Source organism: Bacillus sp. FSL L8-0152 (genome assembly GCF_038006365.1).
In the GTDB taxonomy this organism is placed as follows: domain Bacteria; phylum Bacillota; class Bacilli; order Bacillales; family Bacillaceae_G; genus Bacillus_A; species Bacillus_A cereus.
The window spans coordinates 5,042,875-5,059,982 of sequence record NZ_JBBOVB010000001.1; the positions used below are offsets into that span (position 1 = coordinate 5,042,875).

Below are 17,108 nucleotides of genomic sequence, written 5' to 3' on the forward strand. Positions count from 1 at the left end.
TTTTCGTTATACATCCTAAACTATTTAGTTACTTCACTATTTCACTTCAAAGTAGATGATTTTATTTTATATAACATGCTACTTGCAATGAAATAGTAACTAAAAAGGCAAAACAGTTTACTTTACTTTTCTTCTTATTGTACAACAGAGTATTCATTCATGCATTGTTATTTGTTCACAAATTCGATATAATTTGATTGAGTAAAGTCAAAATATTTTATTAATATAAAATTTTATGATTAGGGGATATTTCAACAGAAAAGGGGTAATCCATCATGAAACACCTCGTAATACTAGGTGGCGGCTACGGTGGAATGAGAATTCTACAAAGGCTACTTCCAAGCAACCAACTTCCAGATGATGTACAAGTGACATTAATCGACAAAGTACCATATCATTGCTTCAAAACTGAATATTATGCATTAGTTGCGGGTACTATTTCAGAAACGCATATTCGTATACCGTTTCCTGAGCACCCACGCCTCAATATTCAATACGGCACAATAACAAATATTGACCTCGAAGAAAAAGCGGTTCATCTCGATGGCGGCGAAGCAATCCAATATGATGATTTAATTATCGGACTTGGCTGTGAAGATAAATATCATAACGTTCCTGGGGCGAAGGAATATACACATAGTCTACAATCAATTGAACAAACACGTAAAACATATGAACAATTAAATAGTCTAGAACCAAATGCAACAGTAGCTGTCGTTGGTGCTGGCTTAAGTGGTGTGGAAGTTGCAAGTGAACTTCGCGAAAGCCGTTCTGATTTAAAAATCTATTTATTTGATCGAAAAGATAGAATTTTATTCCCGTATCCAGAGAAATTAAGTAGATACGTAGAAGAATGGTTCGTAAAACATAAAGTTAATATTATAAGAAACTCTAACATTACAAAAGTGGAACCAAATATTGTGTATAATCACGATGAACCACTTGAATGTGATGCAATTGTCTGGACAGCTGGTATTCAAGCAAATGAAGTTGTTCGAAACCTTCCAGTTGAACAAGACGGTAGCGGACGGGTTGTCTTAACGAAATATCACAATATTCCAAACAACGAGCACGTTTACGTTGTAGGAGATTGCGCAGCACTTCCACATGCACCATCTGCCCAACTTGCTGAAGGTCAAGGAGAACAAATTGTCCAAATATTATTAAAACGTTGGAATAATGAACCACTCCCTGATGAACTACCTGTTATTAAATTAAAAGGTGTTCTAGGATCTCTTGGTAAGAAGCATGGATTCGGTTTACTCGCAAATCAACCGTTAATGGGACGTGTACCAAGATTATTAAAATCCGGCCTTCTTTGGATGTACAAATATCATAAAGGTTAATACTTTACAGGCTGTCTACTATGTAGGCAGCTTCTTTGCATCAGTTTTTAAAAATTATCAGACACATCTTTCTCAATATGTATAATGATTTATTTTTCATTTTTATATTAAAAACTATTGATAAACAGTGTATGCTATTTGTAAGTTGTTTTATTATTTCCTTGAAGACCGAATTCATTCGGTCTTATTTTTTATGTTATAAATACTTTTGTAGGAGGCATTACATTCCACTTATGAACTTATCGAAACTAAACAATCGAATAGAAGCGAAAAAGAAAGAGTTAATCTATCTCGTTGAACGATACGGATTCACTCATGATAAAGTGATTTCTTTCAGCCAAGAATTAGATCGTTTACTTAACTTATTAATAAAACTCAAGACGCAGAAAAAACGTTGTTCGTTATAACCATTTCCCCCTCTTTTTTGATACGATATAACTAGAATCAGAAAGGAGCGATTTATGTTTATATTAAAAGACGTTATATATAAAGATATACTACACATTCCTTATTTACAGATTCAAAAAGAAAAGATCACTTGCATTATCGGTGAAAGCGGAAGCGGAAAAAGCACATTGCTTCGCATGTTAAACGATTTACAATCTCCAACATCCGGCACAATTGAATATAACGGAAAGTTAATTTCTGATTATCCGCCTATTCAATTACGTCGTGACGTAGTTATGCTTGGGCAAACTCCACCTCTTTTTGATGGAACCGTTAAAGAAAATCTATTAATGGGACTTCGTCTTTCTGAAAAACCATTTCCAAATGATGATGCCCTGCGGAGCGCACTACAAACCGTTAGCTTAGACAAGCAATTAGAAGATAGCGCCTCCTCATTATCCGGCGGTGAAAAACAAAGACTTGCCTTTGCACGTATCGTACTTATGGATCCGCCTGTCTATTTATTAGATGAACCAACTTCAGCATTAGACAGTGATACAGAACGCCGCGTTATGAAACAATTTACTGAACTAGCACGAAAAAAGAAAAAAACAATTATCTTCATCACACACTCACAACAACTTCCAGAAGAAATTGCAGACGATATTATTGAAATTAGCAAAACAAAGGGTGCAACTAGAAAGGAAGTGCTCTCTGTTGAAGGGCGTTATTGAACTCCAAATTTGGCAACTTGCCGCTGCCTATATTTTCATTCTTATTTTAATTGGACTTGTAAAATTAAAAGGAATACCTCGCGAAAAACAAATCGCGCTCGCAACATTCCGTATGACCATTCAGCTCGTACTTGTTGCATATGTCCTTACATACGTATTTGAAAACAGTAATCCATTTTATACAATTGCTCTTATTACTTCTATTACTACCTTTGCAATTTTTAATATTTATAAACGAGTTAACATCCCGATGTCTAAAGAATTAAAACGAGTAGCCGCCCTTTCCATGGTCGCCGGATCAATTGGGCCACTTCTACTATTTATCTTCGTTATTATCGGTCATGACCCTTGGTATGCTCCGCAATATATCGTCCCTATTACAGGAATGTTAGTTGGGAATGCCATGACTGGTGTTTCTCTCGGCGCAAATACGTTCTTAAACAATATGAAGTCGCAAAGAGGTCAAATTGAAGGTGCACTTATGCTCGGAGCAACACCGAAAGAAGCAGCTGCTCCGCTCATTCGAGACGCTTTTGATTCTGCTATTTTACCGACAATCAATTCTATGGTCGGAATGGGGATTATAAGCTTACCAGGCATGATGACTGGTCAAATATTATCCGGTGTATCACCGTTCACAGCCATTCAATATCAAATCGCCATCATACTCGGTATTTCTGGAAGCACTGCCTTTGCTGTCATTATCTTTTTACAGCTTGGATATAAAACGTTCTTTAATAAGCGATGTCAGTTGAAAGAGGTTGACTATGATGCGAGGTAAATCGTAACTTTCGCTCAGCAAATGATGCATCGTTCTCGGTGAGTGAAATTATATTAACGATTTTTTCAATATATCTATCATAACTTGCAATATATCAACGATTTTTCAAATATATCTATCATAACTCAGAATATATCAACGATTTTGTACGAAATATCGATTTACCGACAAAAAGTGACATAATAAAAAGAGGAGGCTATTCGCCCCCTCTTTTTATTGTCTTACGCCTTCTTAACGAACTGTGATTTTAACTTCATAGCTCCGAAACCGTCGATTTTACAATCGATATCGTGATCGCCATCAACTAGACGGATACTTTTTACTTTCGTACCGATCTTCACAACTGAAGAAGTTCCTTTTACTTTTAAGTCTTTAATAACAGTAACTGCATCGCCATCTTGAAGAACGTTTCCGTTCGCATCTTTTACAACTTTTGCACCATCATTATTTTCAGCTTCTGCTTCTTGGCCCCACTCATGAGCACATTCTGGACATACGAAAAGAACGCCATCCTCATACGTATATTCTGAATTACATTTTGGACAATTTGGTAAAGTAGCCATAAATTCATTTCCTCCGTTCATTATTTATACGTAAAAATCAAAATTGATGTTTACATCTCGATAAATAAAATTTGTATAGCATTTCTTTATAGTGCCATAGTCTCACGTTATTGACAAGCCTACCTCAAATTCTCATTTTTTATTGTATTTTACAAAATTTCAATTCGTATGCCTTTTTTCTATTTGTTCTTCTACTAATTTTAAAAATCTTCGTTGTGCATTTTTATTTTTTACGAGCAATCGAACTCTTAACTTACTTTGTAAATATGAGCGAACTTTGTAGTTCGTAATAAATAACTTTCGATACTTCTCGTCTTCATATATGATTCGAAACCATTCATACTGCTGCAAGTAAAGTATGTTAACATCAATCTTTTTCGTGTGTAAACCCGTACTTAAACTAATAGATCCTATTAGAGCTTCTATTAATGCTGAAATTATTTCTCTCCCCCTAATAAATAAAAGAAGAACCTTCACAAGATTCTTCTTTTCAAAATGAACGAGTTCCCTCTAGAAACCCCAATTATTTTCTTCAATATAAATTTGATATTCTTCTACTTCTTCTTCACTTAACTTCTTATTATTTTCATATACCTCTTGCCACTCGAAATAATCTTCATCGAAATAAACAGCAAATTTAATTTTCACGTTTTTCTTCTCTGTATAATCATAACCAGTAAACTCTACTACATCATAATCTTTTTCTTTCTTCACAAACTTCCAGGTTGGATTATCAGTCATAATCTCTAAAGTAACCCCTTCACCAGTTGAACGAACAACGTTTTTAATATTCGGCTCAGTTGGTAAAAGAGAAAGTCCGAGCATAGCTCCGCCAAACACAATCCCGACTATAACTTGTAAACCAATCATACCAGCTACACTAGCGCCACCCTTAGATTGTAAGAAATACGCCTTCTCATGATCAGACGCATCTTCTCCCTTACGAAAAACACGAACAGCCTGCTTATAATATAAACGGTTTCCTTGCCATCCAGTAAATATCATCATTCCTAATTGAAGAGCTAAACTAAATGTTACATAAATCCCCTCTGGAATATCTATAAAAGGGGTTATAACTATACTAGGTATAGCCAATAACGCAAATATAATAAATAACTTATACATTTTGCGATAAGCTAACCAAAAGGTTGGGAAGAAAAAGGCTACCCAATTCCATGTATTCCCTTGCGCAGGGTTTTCTACTTTACTCCACTTAAAATCATAATAAGCTGTATTCTTTTGAACAACTTTATGTAATTCTTGTGGAGAAATCGTTTCTTGTAAAACAGTGTCCTTCACGTACATCATCCTTTTCTTATTTCTATATACATTTATTGTATATGGACAAAATGAAGGAATCTAACAAAAAGTACACATATTTCATAAAAATGAACGGAAATCGAATATATTCCGACAATTATCCGTTTCTTATTTCATTTTACTTTTAAATATATTAGAATACTTATGAATGATACGTTTAATACACTAAGTTAATCATTTTGTATATTGGATAATAAAAATGTTTCACATGAAACTATTTATATTTTGTATTACCTTGCCTCTACACAATGCGTATAAAGCCCTTTCTACTTACTACAAAATACGAAAGACGCCCTTTTCAAAAAGGCGCCTTTTTATGGTTGAAAATTCAATAATAAATAAAACGAATTATTTAATAAATGAATCCCAATTGGAACGAGTAAATTCTTCGTTTTCTTATATGTGTATGCTAAACATATACCCATACCAAAAATATATAAAATACTACCTACTGTAAGGGGATGGCCAAAAGTAAATATGAAAGCACTTATAACGGCACTAGTAAGTGCAGAAAAGCGCTGGGATAATTTCGTAAAAAACATCCCCCGAAATAAAAGTTCTTCCCAAATCGGTGCAAAAATGGTGAGCACAACTACATATAAAATGATTTCACTTTTAGTAGGCTTTATTACTATACTAGACTCGTCCACACCAATCCCATGTGGTAAAACTAAATTTAATATTGCAAGATATATAAGCATTACAATCGCTGTCATTACTATCGTTACATAGTGTTTAAAATTATTGAATTGTAATGATTTTATTAAATGTAAGCAGCAATTTCTTGCCGGTGCATATATTACGATAATCATACAAAACGTGAAAGGTGGAATAAGATGATCTACATACCATGGATATAAGGAAGAATCATATAAAAGGTTCAAAAAACCAATTCCATGCATGACCCCAAAAATAATTAATAGAATGCTAATTACTTGGCGCATACTCATTTGTTCATTCTTTTCTTCATATGTAGCTAATTCTATATTCATCCTATCCCCTCCAGTATAATTAAACCTTTTAAACCATTATATACCAAATCCAACATAAAAAAAGACAATACACCCCACTGTATTGTCCATTTTCGTCCCTACCATTTCTCTCTACACGTCTCAATTAAATGCAGTAAGTACCTCTTCGTCATATCTGCTCTTCTCCACCTTGAGAGCATTCGCTTTTCTTTTGGATTGTGCCGTATTCTCGCTACTTCTTTTAATAAGAGCTCCCATTCTTCCGCTGAACGTTCTGACAAGTATTGCAATCCTCTATCTTTTGAAACGATTGTTTTATAATCTAGTGTATATAAAATGCGTCCCATCGTAACGACAGCTGATTCTATCCACTCTTCTATAAAAAATAAATATGGCTTCTTCACCTTTTCACTCCAGTACTGTTCTACGTTGTATTTCATCGTATTTACTACATCATTCCATTGTATTTGCAGCGGAAGATCTTCTGCTTCTTTTCCTGTAACTGTAATGCCTTGATTTTTCAACGTCCACCATGTGACCGCATTAATGTCCCAATGACCAACATTAGCTTTACCATCTGCACAATACACGTACTCGTTCATTTCATCATTGTATTTCCCTAAGTCAGCAAGCGGAATATACATACCGTCCATTCTTTTACCTAGCGTATTATCACTAAGTTTCTTATGTAGTTCCACAAGCTGCTGTTTTTCAGCTTCATTCACGGAATCACTTATTACTGTAACAAAATCAACATCGCTCGTTTCTGCATAAAATGCACCAAGTGCGATGGAGCCGTAAATATATACCCCTACTATTTTTTCATCTAAAAAAATTTCTTTTAATTCTACTGTGTACCGCTCCATTAACTGTTGTACTTCCGTTGGTAACGCATGCTTCACTCCATTTTTCATATCTATCCCTCCAATAAAAAAAGCCTTTGCAAATTCGCAAAGACTTCTTGTTTTATAAATATTTCTCGATTTCTTCATAAACATCCTTCAAACGAGGATTTCCTTCTCCAACAATTTCTCCATTTACAAGAACGACCGGATAAAATAAATCTTCTTCCACTACGCGCTCTGCGAATGCTTTTTTATCTGCATCTTCTTGTTCTTCTTGGAAATCAATATACTCGAAATTAAATTTATTTTCTTGTCCTTCATATTTACGACCAATTGCCGCTTGTAACCATTCAAACGTTTCTGTTGAAGATGGCATTCCGACGCAGCTCGCACAAATTACTTTCGTCCCATACACTTGAACATTAACCATTTCTTCTCCCCCACTTCTTGTCCCAACAGTATATTCAGATGTCTTATTACATAAGCACATCATTTTACAAACTTATTCCATACCCCTATACTGAAAAAACACGATACAATATTTCGACAATAAAACAAGAAGAGAAAAAATAGATTTTCCCCTCTATCTTGATTATAATAAAACTGATGAAAGGAGTCGATAAAAATGGAAAACCCACATATGCAAGAACAAGTATTAGAAGTATTAGATAAATTACGTCCATTCTTACTTCGCGATGGCGGAGACGTTGAATTAGTAGACATTGAAGAAGGTATCGTAAAACTACGCCTTATGGGTGCATGCGGAAGCTGCCCAAGTTCTACAATCACACTAAAAGCTGGTATCGAGCGCGCGTTACTTGAAGAAGTACCAGGCGTTATCGAAGTAGAACAAGTATTTTAATCTAAAAGCGGAAGCGGCTCGCTCAAAATGTGAGGGGGATGGAGCTTCTGACATAGAGGCGCTTTTTGCCTCGGGGGATGGAGCTTCTGACATAGAGGCGCTTTTTGCCTCGGCGGAAGAAGCGAAGCCACCGAACATTTTAGCCGCTGGAGCTGGATATTAATCTAAAAGCGGAAGCGGCTCGTTCAGAATCGCCTTCTAAAAGGAGACCAAATTTGGTCTCCTTTTTTTATTCAAATCACATTTATCCGTTAACATCATAAAACAAAATTGGAAATCCTTCTCAAAAAATGCGATAATTAATACTATATAGTGAATCGTTCACACATATACAGTAAAAAAATATAGGGGGACGACAGATGCCAAAAATGGGGAACACTTTTGTAACAATTCAAGAACTAGAAAAGAAAAAAGAGTATTTATTAGGCCTTTCATCCGTTATACCAACATGGAATACAAGCTATCAATTTTTATTTAAAGAAATCCAGCAAGAATTATTGGGTAAAGTAAATGAAAAGCTCGAAAGGCATCAATTCGTTTTAAATATATGTACAGATCAGCAGGTAGGGGCATAATGTATTACATAAAATTGTGGTATATAAAAAAGAGACCTCACTCGGTCTCTTTTTTATATTTTTAAGATAGCCAATCTAATTTTCTAATCCCGAGCTTATCTACTGGTAAACGAAGTGAGCCATAAAAATGCTTCATAAATTGCTCTGAGCGGTTCACATCGTGTAAAATGGCTTCTAAGCGATCTCTATATATGCTTTTTTGTTCTTCGTTTCCAGTTTGGTAATATCGTTCGACCGTTTCAAAATAGTGAAGCGGGAACAGGAGCCTTGCAAATAATAAGCGCCAACCAAATGAGGACAGCGAGTAATTTCGTTCATAATCTGTAACAAATTGAACGATTGTTTGATCCCAGTCTTTCTTTTTTTCAATCATCATATAGCGAATCCATTCTGCTATATCTCGAGTTGGGTGATCATACACCCAATCAAAAGGGAGTTTGAGACGCTTCGTTTGATGCCATAATAAAGGTGTGAATCGTTCTTGGCAAATTGTCGCTGCATCCGTTAGTTGCGGCGTATCATCCATTTCTGTATCAACAACATATTGAATGGCATTTTCTGCAACTCCTAAGTAATACGGGAAGGATTCAATAAACAATTGATCGAATACGTCTGTAGGGTGGTTCATCACTTGCGATTGCCAAAACTTTTCTAACTGATCGAGTCTCTTTTCCCATAACGCTTTCCATTCACCAATGCGGCTTAATTGCTCGATTTCTTCTGGAAAGAATGCACCTCGTTTATGGAATATAGAAAGTTCATTTCCTAATGACATAGCATGTCGTTCTAACGTGCGCATACCTTTTAATAAGCAGTAATTTTGTTCTTCTATCTCACTTACATAGTAGCCGTGTATAGTCGGAACGAAAGTCGCTACAGTTATATCCCCTTGCTGGTTCATATAATCACTGAGCTTTTTCATCTCTACAAGTACTTCTTCCTCCATTTCTCCAATTGGAACAAGTACATAAATTTTGTTGCGAATCCAAAAGCTTTTATAGGGGCCAAGGGGGATTAATTCTTTAACATGCATGTGATAATGCTCATAAATATGCTGAATCATCGCAGTCGCCACCTATGGTTTTTCTTTATATATATGAGCTTGTGCTCGCCTTTCATTCCTATGCACATGATAAAGCAACGAAACGTATACAAATACTAAAAAGAAAAAAAGGTGATAAACATGAAAGAATCAAATCAACTACAAGAAAGAGCATTACAACTATTACAAGAACGCGGTGTAACAATTGACGATATTGCTGAACTTGTTCATTTTCTTCAAAAAAAATACCATCCAAATTTAGAGATGTCAGAATGCCGTTACAATGTAGAACGTGTACTATCAAAACGTGAAGTACAAAACGCACTGATTACAGGTATCGAACTTGATGTCCTTGCTGAAAAAGGAATGCTAAGTGAACCGTTACAAGATATTGTAAAACGTGATGAAGGCTTATATGGAATTGATGAAGTTATCGCACTTTCTATCGTGAACGTGTACGGCTCTATCGGTTTCACAAACTTTGGATATATTGATAAATTAAAACCTGGTATTTTAGAATACTTAAATGATAAATCAACTGGAAAGGTGCACACGTTCCTTGATGATATCGTTGGCGGAATCGCTGCCGCTGCATCAAGCCGCTTAGCGCACCGAGCTGAGCACTCAGAATAATAATGTTTTCTAGGCCGTCAGTTTCATGCTGACGGTCTTTCGTATTCCATAAGCATAAATTCTCTTCCGCGGCTCAAAAAAATAAGCCCTTGCTTAAATCCGATATTTTTATATAACGTAATCGCTCTTGTATTAAATGTTGCTACACTTAATCGAAACATGTTTGCGTTAAACTCTTTCGTGGCAAACGCTATTCCAGCTTGGAAAAATTCTTTCCCCATTCCTTTCCCAGTTAACGCCGGCTTCATACCAAGTCCGATATCAATCGCTTCTTCTCCACCATATAAATTAGCATCTCTGCCACCTGGTACTTGTGCATTTTCTCCAAAACAAAAATAGCCGATGAACTCTCCTTGATCATCACAACAGCCATAATAAGTTCCATCTAATAATTCTTTTATTACTTCTTTCTCGCCTGAAAAACTATATAAATTATATGGTTCCTCGTACGCCCACATATTTATCTCATTTGCTTCTTCCTCTGTTAACTTATGTATATCCACTTTCTCTTTCCCCCTATTATATTTCTATTAACAATATTCGATATTCATCTTATAATTCATCTTTCTCAATATGTTTTTTTAATTTATCGCTTTATTTTAATGGAAGATTTTTCTTATTATGTTACGATTAAACAGAATCATTATAAATAAGGTGGTGACAATTTGAATTACTTTTCTTATCTCTCCTCAGAAGAGCGGCAAAATTTTTTCTATAAAGAACCTCTTAGTTTTTCAAAAAATATAGAAAAAGAACAACTAGCTTACGCACTAGGCGCTACACTATATACTCCTGGCACGAAAGAAACGATTGCGGAAGATATAATTAGAAGGAAACATGTGGATGCTATCTCAATTATTCTTTGTCTAGAGGATGCTATCAGCGATGAGGAAGTAAAACTTGCAGAGCAAAACATCGTCGTTCAAATACAGCAAATCGCTAACTTAGTCAGTGCCAACATACTAAATCAAGCAGACATCCCACTTCTTTTTATTAGAGTTCGACAACCAAGTCAAATGAAGACAATTGTTACTGAATTAGGTAGTGCTGTTCATTGTTTATGTGGTTTTGTCTTTCCAAAATTCACACCGATTAACGGAAAGACTTATATCGATCAGCTTGCATATATAAACGAGTTATACTCATTATCGCTATATGGCATGCCGATTTTAGAATCACCCGAAATTATGTATAAGGAAACACGGGCAGAATCATTATTACAAATAAAGGATTTACTAGATTCTTATCACGATTACATCTTAAATGTACGTATTGGTGCTACTGATTTTTCAAGTATATTTAGTATTCGGCGCAATAAATACACACCTATCTATCATATTACTGTTGTCCGTGATTGTATTTCAGACATTATTAACGTTTTCTCAAGGGCAACAAATGAATATATTATTTCAGGATGTGTATGGGAATATTTTTCTAATGATCATGAAGAAGGGCTTATTCAAGAGGTATCACTTGACCATGCAAATGGCTTAATCGGAAAGACAGTTATTCACCCATCTCATATTAAAGTTGTACAGGCAATGCACATTGTCACAATGGAAGATTATTTAGATGCAAGATTAATTTTACAAAATGCAGATACGTATAATGGAGTGCTAAAAAGCAGTTTTTCTAACAAAATGAATGAAGTAAAACCTCATTATGGCTGGGCTCGCAAAACCATTTTAAAATCTAATATTTACGGGGTGCTACATGAAAACAAACAATTCACCGATCTCCTTATTGCAAAAGCAAAGCAACACGTATAACGTTTTAAATAATATACAAGTTCATGTAGAAGTACGTGATAATCCATATAATTTAGCGCTAGACAATCTTTTTCAAATGGCTGCGAGAATAAATAAGAAACGTAGTTTTTTATTTGTGAGTACAATCCTTGGAAAGCATCTTCCTATTAAACCTGCAGTCTCTCTATCAAGTGGAGTTGCTCTCGCTGCAAGATATATGGAAATACTACATAATATTTCTCATCCATTTCAAAAAGAAATTTTAAATCTCATTTCATTAGAAATTGATGAAATCCCAGAGGAAGTATTTCGTTATCAATATCCTCTGCAAGAAGAAGTTTTGTTCATCGGATTCGCTGAAACAGCGACATCACTTGGTCATTCTATGTTTCAATGCTTTCAAAATGCAAAGTATGTACATACAACTAGGGAATCGATACCCCACCTAGAATCTGTCATTACATTTGAGGAAGAACATTCTCATGCAACATCGCACCGTTGTTATGTAGATGAAAGCTTTTTTCAAAACAACAATCCAATTGTTCTCGTAGATGATGAGATGACAACAGGAAAAACAGCATTAAATATTATTAGATCTATTCAAAATAAATTCCCACGAGAAGAATATATAATTGCTTCTTTATTAGACTGGCGTTCTCATACTAATAGAAAACAATTTAAACAATTAGAAGAAGAACTTCAAATTAAGATTCATGTTATTTCTTTATTAGAAGGCAGTATTCATACAACTGGCCAACCATTGAATATTTCAAAAACAGATATTCAAATTGAAGAAACAAAACCTGATTTCAAAAAGCATACCCTTATCTGCCCAACATCACCCTATACATTAAATTATATAAAATATACCGGGCGATTCGGCATTTCAGCATATGAACAAAAGCACATTCATTCTTTCGCTCAAGAAGCAGGAAAAGCTTTAAAAAGAGAAAGAATGGGAAAACGAACACTCTGTCTCGGAACGGGTGAATTTATGTATATCCCAATGAAAATTGCTGCTGAAATGGGTGAAAATATTTTATATCAATCTACAACAAGAAGCCCTATCCATCCTGTTTCAAATGATGTGAACTATGCCATTCATAATCATTTCTCATATCCAAGTCCTGAAGATTCTACTATTACAAATTACTTTTATAATATTTCACCTCATGATTACGATGAAGTATTTGTTTTTATTGAGCGTGATTTAGGAGAAGAAGCCCTGTTTCCTCTTCTACAGCAGTTACAAACAGTTATTCCTTTTATTCATATCGTCTCATTTTCAAATAGCATAGAAAAGGAAGGTTGATAATTATGGTAAAAGTAAATTCTCATATTAGTAGTTATGATCCAAATGATGCTATTTTTCTATTAAAAGATATTAGTAATTTAATGAAAGAAAGTTCCACAGAAACTAGAGAACAAGCAATTCAAGCTGGCACACATTATTCTGAAATGTTACCAATGGAATATAAACCATCTAAAGCGTATATGGATTTATTCTTTTCTTCCCTGCAACAATACAAACACAAACTAGCCATCGCTGTTGGAGTTGTCGCCGAACAAATTATACAGACTAAAGGAACTAACCTTGTCCTCGTTTCATTAGCTCGTGCTGGTACACCTATTGGCATTCTTATTAAACGCTACATACGCTATCAATACAACCTTGATGTACCTCACTATTGTATTTCTATTGTTCGCGGACGCGGTATTGATGAAAATGCACTCCATTATATTTTGGAACATCACCCTAAAGAAACAATTCAATTCATTGATGGATGGACTGGGAAAGGTGCAATAAAAAAAGAATTAGAATATGCCGTACACACATTTAACGAACGAAATAATACACACATTTCTCATTGTATGGCTGTGCTTGCTGATCCCGGTTACTGTACTTCAATTTACGGTACACGTGAAGATTTTCTTATTCCTAGCGCTTGCTTAAATGCAACTGTCTCTGGACTAATTAGCCGCACTGTACTAAATGATACCTATATCGGTCCAAATGATTTTCATGGTGTTAAATATTATAAAGAGCTAGAGCAAGAAGACTTATCAAATTTCTTCGTTGATGAGGTAACAGATTTATTCCCTTCTGTTCATTCTCATATAGATAATCAATTACGTTATATTACTTCAACTTACACTGATCCCTCTTGGCAAGGATTAAAAGATATACAGTCTATCCAAAATCACTTTAAAATTGACGATATTAACTTAATTAAGCCAGGAGTCGGTGAAACAACTCGCGTATTACTCCGGAGAATACCGTGGAAAATTTTAATACGTAAGCAAAACAATCCCGATTTAAAGCATATTTTACTTCTCGCTAAAGAAAAGAATGTCCCTATTGAAATCTATGAGAATATGGCTTATTCATGTTGCGGGCTCATTAAGCCTCTTAGGAAGGAAACAATATGATTTTCGCCAGTGATCTTGATCAAACGCTTATTTATTCCCGGAAATCGTTTCGTGCCCCTATAGAAGATGAATCAATTCAACTCATTGAAACTTTAGATGGAAAAGAAATTTCTTTCATATCACATAAAACCATTTCACTACTAAAAAAATTACAACTGCACTCACATTTCATCCCAGTTACAACAAGAACTATTGAGCAGTTTCAGCGTATTGCTTTATTCCAAAACGAAATCATTCCCGAATACGCCATTACAAGTAACGGCGGCAATATCCTTCATAACGGGAAACAAGATGGTACTTGGAACAGGACAGTAAAAGAAAGACTATCGGTTGAATGTATAGAGAGAAACGACATACTGAAGGAATTTGGACAAATAGCTCATAAAGATTGGGTTATATCACAAAAAACAGCTGATGATCTATTCCATTATTGCATTATTAAACGGGAGAACATTCCTTATGATGAATTATCATCCTTCACTTCCTGGTTAGACAAACAAGGCTGGAATCATTCACTTCAAGGTAGAAAGCTATACTTTGTACCAAAACCAATTAATAAATGGGACGCCGTGCAATATATAAAAGAAATTTTGCAAATAGATACGATTATTACAGCTGGGGATTCTTTACTTGATTTATGCATGCTTGAAAAGGCGAACCATGCCTTCGCACCACTTCATGGTGAGTTAGGGGCAATGCATGATAACTTACAACCCCATATTTTAAAAACAGACGCAATCGGCATATATGCCGCAGAAGAAATCGTAAATAAATCACTTCAAATTATTCACAGTTCATTACCTACCTCATGATCATAATATGCACAATTGCATACGCACCGCGATTAAACAGATGGTACAATTTATTTGAATCGCTGTTGCTACACTTCTTGATTAAAGAAAAGGCGTTAACACGGAAATTAGCGTCTTATCAACCTCAAGCAATTGGCACATTTTGTCATCTTAAAAGACACTCGAACGAGTGTCTTTTTTTCTATATCCAACAAGGACTTACTCATTTCAAAGTATAAATACATAAAATAATGTAAATCATTACACGCATGAATCACTTTCTAAAAGTTATAAAGTAGATTCAAAATAAAAAAAGCACTCTTAACTAGAGTGCTTTTTACTTTCAAACAAGGAGGCTACATATATGGATAGTACTCTCGTATTTAACTTTGGCATTGGTATTGTTATCATTTTATTCGTCTTCTTTGTACTTTGTATGAGCGGGGTATAAAAAGGCGATTTTCGAGCGTCTTTTTATACATACATATGTATTACTTGACTTCTATAAAAGTAGTAACCATAATAGTTACAGATATACAAATAGCTATTCACATATCCACAAATAGGAGGAAGAACAATGAAACATGTAATCGTTTATGCACACCCAAATACAGAAAGCTTCAACCATGCGATTTTAGAAACGGTAAAACGTGAATTAGAAGAAAAAGGTCATGAAGTACGCGTTCGCGATCTATACGAATTAAACTTCAATCCAGTATTAGGCGCTTCCGATTTCATCTCATTTTCTCAAGGAAATACACCCGAAGATATTAAAGAAGAACAAGAGCATATCTCTTGGGCTGATAGCATTACATTTATTTATCCAGTTTGGTGGGCGGGACTTCCTGCTATTTTAAAAGGATACGTTGACCGTGTGTTTAGCCATGGATTTGCTTATGCTTACGGTGAAAACGGCATTGAAAAGTTATTAAGCGGTAAAAAAGGATTGTTATTATCTACAATGGGTAATACGAAAGAGGCATACACAGCAGGCGGTATGTTTGATGCAATGAAGAAAACAGCGGATGTTGGCATTTTTGAATTCACAGGTATTGAAACACTTGAGCATACATTCTATACAAGTGTCCCTTCTGTGGATAATGATGTGCGTAAACAATATCTTGAAGAAGTAAAAGACGTTGTGAATCGTGCATTCTAATAAAATTATATCAGCGATTTTTTTTAATATATCGGCGTAACTCAGATTATATCGGCGATTTTTCAAATATATCGACTTACCGACAAAAATCGACACTAGTCACAACGAAATAAAAAAAGCTGTTCCAAAGTTTGGAACAGCTTTTTTCATTACATCTTCTCAATCCACTCCGTCAAGTTATGCACAACTTGCGTCGGTTGAACTTCGTATTCTGTTAACTTCTCCACAGTTGTGACTCCAGTGTGGACAAGAAGCGTATGCATACCAGCATTTACTCCTGCTAAAATGTCTGTATCATAGTTATCCCCAACCATTAATGCTTCATCTTTTCCTATACCAAGAACTTTTAAAGCTTGTTCCATAATGATTGATTCTGGTTTTCCGATAAAGATTGGATCCACACCTGTTGATACTGCTACAACCGATGTTAATGAACCGTTACCTGGTAATAACCCGCGCTCAGTTGGGATGGCAATGTCCCCATTTGTGGAAATAAACGTTGCGCCATTACGCACAGCAAGACACGCTTTTGCTAACTTTTCATATGTGATGTCACGATCTAAACCAACAACAGCGAAATCAGGATTTTCATCCACAAGTTCAAATCCTTTTTCCACAAGTGCATCGTGTAAGCCTTCTTCACCAATCATATATACAGTTGCACCTTGTTTACGTTCATAAATGAAGTTCGCAGTCGCCATACTCGTTGTGAATACTTGCTCTGCTTTCGCTGGAATATCGAAACGAACAAGTTTTTCTGCCACTTGTTCTGGTTTACGCGTTGAGTTATTCGTAACGAATAAATAAGGAATGCCGCGCTCTCCTAAAGCTTTTACGAAGTCGCTCGCTTCTTCAATTTGTTCTTCTCCGCGATACATCGTACCGTCTAAGTCAATTAAGTAACCTTTATACATCATTATG

21 protein-coding genes are annotated in these 17,108 nt (G+C 35.2%); 12 read left to right on the forward strand and 9 right to left on the reverse strand.

Translation table 11 applies throughout. The features are described from left to right. Positions 1–275 precede the first annotated feature (275 nt). The 4 genes from MHH27_RS25665 to MHH27_RS25680 all read left to right on the forward strand — a co-directional run bounded on the left by MHH27_RS25665 (position 276) and on the right by MHH27_RS25680 (position 3,248). A complete protein-coding gene (locus MHH27_RS25665) occupies positions 276–1,346 on the forward strand; it encodes an NAD(P)/FAD-dependent oxidoreductase (RefSeq protein WP_000682065.1) in 1,071 nt (356 codons plus the stop codon). Positions 1,347–1,579: 233 nt separating this feature from the next. After that, positions 1,580–1,753, forward strand: coding sequence for an aspartyl-phosphate phosphatase Spo0E family protein (locus MHH27_RS25670; RefSeq protein ID WP_001054090.1), 174 nt, complete (start codon positions 1,580–1,582; stop codon positions 1,751–1,753). Between the two features lie 54 nt (positions 1,754–1,807). Next, on the forward strand, positions 1,808–2,467 hold the full coding sequence (locus tag MHH27_RS25675; RefSeq protein ID WP_090978035.1) for an ABC transporter ATP-binding protein: 660 nt from the start codon (positions 1,808–1,810) through the stop codon (positions 2,465–2,467). Beyond that, positions 2,451–3,248 (forward strand): ABC transporter permease, encoded by a 798-nt coding sequence (locus MHH27_RS25680; RefSeq protein WP_000679260.1) that lies wholly within the window; start codon positions 2,451–2,453, stop codon positions 3,246–3,248. Before MHH27_RS25675 ends, MHH27_RS25680 begins: the two co-directional genes overlap by 17 nt. A gap of 221 nt (positions 3,249–3,469) precedes the next feature. On the opposite strand, the gene phnA is transcribed toward MHH27_RS25680, so the two are convergent. The 6 genes from phnA to MHH27_RS25710 form a co-directional block, all read right to left on the reverse strand. Beyond that, on the reverse strand, positions 3,470–3,811 hold the full coding sequence (gene phnA / locus MHH27_RS25685) for an alkylphosphonate utilization operon protein PhnA (RefSeq protein ID WP_000212737.1): 342 nt from the start codon (positions 3,809–3,811) through the stop codon (positions 3,470–3,472). A gap of 159 nt (positions 3,812–3,970) precedes the next feature. Then, positions 3,971–4,252: a hypothetical protein gene (locus tag MHH27_RS25690; RefSeq protein ID WP_139213319.1), complete on the reverse strand. Its 282-nt coding sequence runs from the start codon at positions 4,250–4,252 to the stop codon at positions 3,971–3,973. 69 nt (positions 4,253–4,321) lie between these two features. After that, a complete protein-coding gene (locus MHH27_RS25695) occupies positions 4,322–5,119 on the reverse strand; it encodes a DUF2628 domain-containing protein (RefSeq protein ID WP_139213310.1) in 798 nt (265 codons plus the stop codon). A 326-nt stretch (positions 5,120–5,445) separates the two neighbouring features. Continuing rightward, positions 5,446–6,123, reverse strand: coding sequence for a CPBP family intramembrane glutamic endopeptidase (locus tag MHH27_RS25700; protein ID WP_090978042.1), 678 nt, complete (start codon positions 6,121–6,123; stop codon positions 5,446–5,448). A gap of 98 nt (positions 6,124–6,221) precedes the next feature. Beyond that, a complete protein-coding gene (locus MHH27_RS25705) occupies positions 6,222–7,016 on the reverse strand; it encodes a nucleotidyltransferase domain-containing protein (protein WP_139213311.1) in 795 nt (264 codons plus the stop codon). 52 nt (positions 7,017–7,068) lie between these two features. Beyond that, entirely contained in the window at positions 7,069–7,377 is a 309-nt protein-coding gene (locus MHH27_RS25710) for a YuzD family protein (protein ID WP_000248588.1), read from the reverse strand. Positions 7,378–7,572: 195 nt separating this feature from the next. On the opposite strand from MHH27_RS25710, the gene MHH27_RS25715 reads away from it, so the two are divergent. Beyond that, the gene (locus MHH27_RS25715; protein ID WP_000431159.1) at positions 7,573–7,809 is read left to right on the forward strand and encodes a NifU family protein; all 237 of its coding nucleotides are present in this window, start codon (positions 7,573–7,575) and stop codon (positions 7,807–7,809) included. A 359-nt stretch (positions 7,810–8,168) separates the two neighbouring features. Continuing rightward, on the forward strand, positions 8,169–8,384 hold the full coding sequence (locus MHH27_RS25720) for a hypothetical protein (RefSeq protein WP_001125507.1): 216 nt from the start codon (positions 8,169–8,171) through the stop codon (positions 8,382–8,384). Between the two features lie 61 nt (positions 8,385–8,445). Here the strand turns inward: MHH27_RS25720 and yutH are convergent, their stop codons facing one another. After that, complete coding sequence (yutH, locus tag MHH27_RS25725) at positions 8,446–9,447, reverse strand: spore coat putative kinase YutH (RefSeq protein WP_000614216.1); 1,002 nt, start codon at positions 9,445–9,447, stop codon at positions 8,446–8,448. A gap of 120 nt (positions 9,448–9,567) precedes the next feature. Between yutH and MHH27_RS25730 the strand changes: the two genes are divergently transcribed. Further along, complete coding sequence (locus MHH27_RS25730) at positions 9,568–10,059, forward strand: phosphatidylglycerophosphatase A family protein (protein WP_000665103.1); 492 nt, start codon at positions 9,568–9,570, stop codon at positions 10,057–10,059. A 23-nt stretch (positions 10,060–10,082) separates the two neighbouring features. On the opposite strand, the gene MHH27_RS25735 is transcribed toward MHH27_RS25730, so the two are convergent. Then, positions 10,083–10,562 carry a GNAT family N-acetyltransferase gene (locus tag MHH27_RS25735; protein ID WP_061660695.1) on the reverse strand — a complete coding sequence of 160 codons (480 nt, stop codon included), beginning with the start codon at positions 10,560–10,562 and terminating at the stop codon, positions 10,083–10,085. Positions 10,563–10,724: 162 nt separating this feature from the next. Here MHH27_RS25735 and MHH27_RS25740 point away from each other — a divergent pair, with 162 nt between their 5' ends. From MHH27_RS25740 to MHH27_RS25760, 5 genes are all read left to right on the forward strand, one after another. Further along, complete coding sequence (locus MHH27_RS25740; protein ID WP_061660696.1) at positions 10,725–11,828, forward strand: HpcH/HpaI aldolase/citrate lyase family protein; 1,104 nt, start codon at positions 10,725–10,727, stop codon at positions 11,826–11,828. Continuing rightward, positions 11,773–13,119 carry a phosphoribosyltransferase family protein gene (locus tag MHH27_RS25745; protein WP_061660697.1) on the forward strand — a complete coding sequence of 449 codons (1,347 nt, stop codon included), beginning with the start codon at positions 11,773–11,775 and terminating at the stop codon, positions 13,117–13,119. Before MHH27_RS25740 ends, MHH27_RS25745 begins: the two co-directional genes overlap by 56 nt. Positions 13,120–13,124: 5 nt before the next feature. Next, positions 13,125–14,237: a cysteine protease StiP family protein gene (locus tag MHH27_RS25750; RefSeq protein WP_161114357.1), complete on the forward strand. Its 1,113-nt coding sequence runs from the start codon at positions 13,125–13,127 to the stop codon at positions 14,235–14,237. Continuing rightward, positions 14,234–15,049 (forward strand): HAD family hydrolase, encoded by an 816-nt coding sequence (locus MHH27_RS25755; protein WP_000575380.1) that lies wholly within the window; start codon positions 14,234–14,236, stop codon positions 15,047–15,049. The genes MHH27_RS25750 and MHH27_RS25755 overlap by 4 nt, the downstream gene beginning before the upstream one ends. A 556-nt stretch (positions 15,050–15,605) precedes the next feature. Beyond that, positions 15,606–16,187, forward strand: coding sequence for an NAD(P)H-dependent oxidoreductase (locus tag MHH27_RS25760; protein ID WP_000683411.1), 582 nt, complete (start codon positions 15,606–15,608; stop codon positions 16,185–16,187). Positions 16,188–16,336: 149 nt separating this feature from the next. Here the strand turns inward: MHH27_RS25760 and MHH27_RS25765 are convergent, their stop codons facing one another. Further along, positions 16,337–17,101: a TIGR01457 family HAD-type hydrolase gene (locus MHH27_RS25765; RefSeq protein ID WP_340944880.1), complete on the reverse strand. Its 765-nt coding sequence runs from the start codon at positions 17,099–17,101 to the stop codon at positions 16,337–16,339. Positions 17,102–17,108: the final 7 nt, after the last annotated feature.

What these genes read in the sequence shown, in the direction of transcription:
- MHH27_RS25700 (WP_090978042.1), bottom strand. Translation starts at nt 6,123, where the DNA reads ATGAATATAGAATTAGCTACATATGAAGAAAAGAATGAACAAATGAGT.
- MHH27_RS25745 (WP_061660697.1), top strand. Translation starts at nt 11,773, where the DNA reads ATGAAAACAAACAATTCACCGATCTCCTTATTGCAAAAGCAAAGCAAC.
- phnA (WP_000212737.1), bottom strand. Translation starts at nt 3,811, where the DNA reads ATGGCTACTTTACCAAATTGTCCAAAATGTAATTCAGAATATACGTAT.
- MHH27_RS25765 (WP_340944880.1), bottom strand. Translation starts at nt 17,101, where the DNA reads ATGTATAAAGGTTACTTAATTGACTTAGACGGTACGATGTATCGCGGA.
- MHH27_RS25670 (WP_001054090.1), top strand. Translation starts at nt 1,580, where the DNA reads ATGAACTTATCGAAACTAAACAATCGAATAGAAGCGAAAAAGAAAGAG.
- MHH27_RS25710 (WP_000248588.1), bottom strand. Translation starts at nt 7,377, where the DNA reads ATGGTTAATGTTCAAGTGTATGGGACGAAAGTAATTTGTGCGAGCTGC.
- MHH27_RS25760 (WP_000683411.1), top strand. Translation starts at nt 15,606, where the DNA reads ATGAAACATGTAATCGTTTATGCACACCCAAATACAGAAAGCTTCAAC.
- MHH27_RS25750 (WP_161114357.1), top strand. Translation starts at nt 13,125, where the DNA reads ATGGTAAAAGTAAATTCTCATATTAGTAGTTATGATCCAAATGATGCT.
- yutH (WP_000614216.1), bottom strand. Translation starts at nt 9,447, where the DNA reads ATGATTCAGCATATTTATGAGCATTATCACATGCATGTTAAAGAATTA.
- MHH27_RS25755 (WP_000575380.1), top strand. Translation starts at nt 14,234, where the DNA reads ATGATTTTCGCCAGTGATCTTGATCAAACGCTTATTTATTCCCGGAAA.
- MHH27_RS25695 (WP_139213310.1), bottom strand. Translation starts at nt 5,119, where the DNA reads ATGATGTACGTGAAGGACACTGTTTTACAAGAAACGATTTCTCCACAA.
- MHH27_RS25720 (WP_001125507.1), top strand. Translation starts at nt 8,169, where the DNA reads ATGCCAAAAATGGGGAACACTTTTGTAACAATTCAAGAACTAGAAAAG.
- MHH27_RS25675 (WP_090978035.1), top strand. Translation starts at nt 1,808, where the DNA reads ATGTTTATATTAAAAGACGTTATATATAAAGATATACTACACATTCCT.
- MHH27_RS25665 (WP_000682065.1), top strand. Translation starts at nt 276, where the DNA reads ATGAAACACCTCGTAATACTAGGTGGCGGCTACGGTGGAATGAGAATT.
- MHH27_RS25705 (WP_139213311.1), bottom strand. Translation starts at nt 7,016, where the DNA reads ATGAAAAATGGAGTGAAGCATGCGTTACCAACGGAAGTACAACAGTTA.
- MHH27_RS25715 (WP_000431159.1), top strand. Translation starts at nt 7,573, where the DNA reads ATGGAAAACCCACATATGCAAGAACAAGTATTAGAAGTATTAGATAAA.
- MHH27_RS25730 (WP_000665103.1), top strand. Translation starts at nt 9,568, where the DNA reads ATGAAAGAATCAAATCAACTACAAGAAAGAGCATTACAACTATTACAA.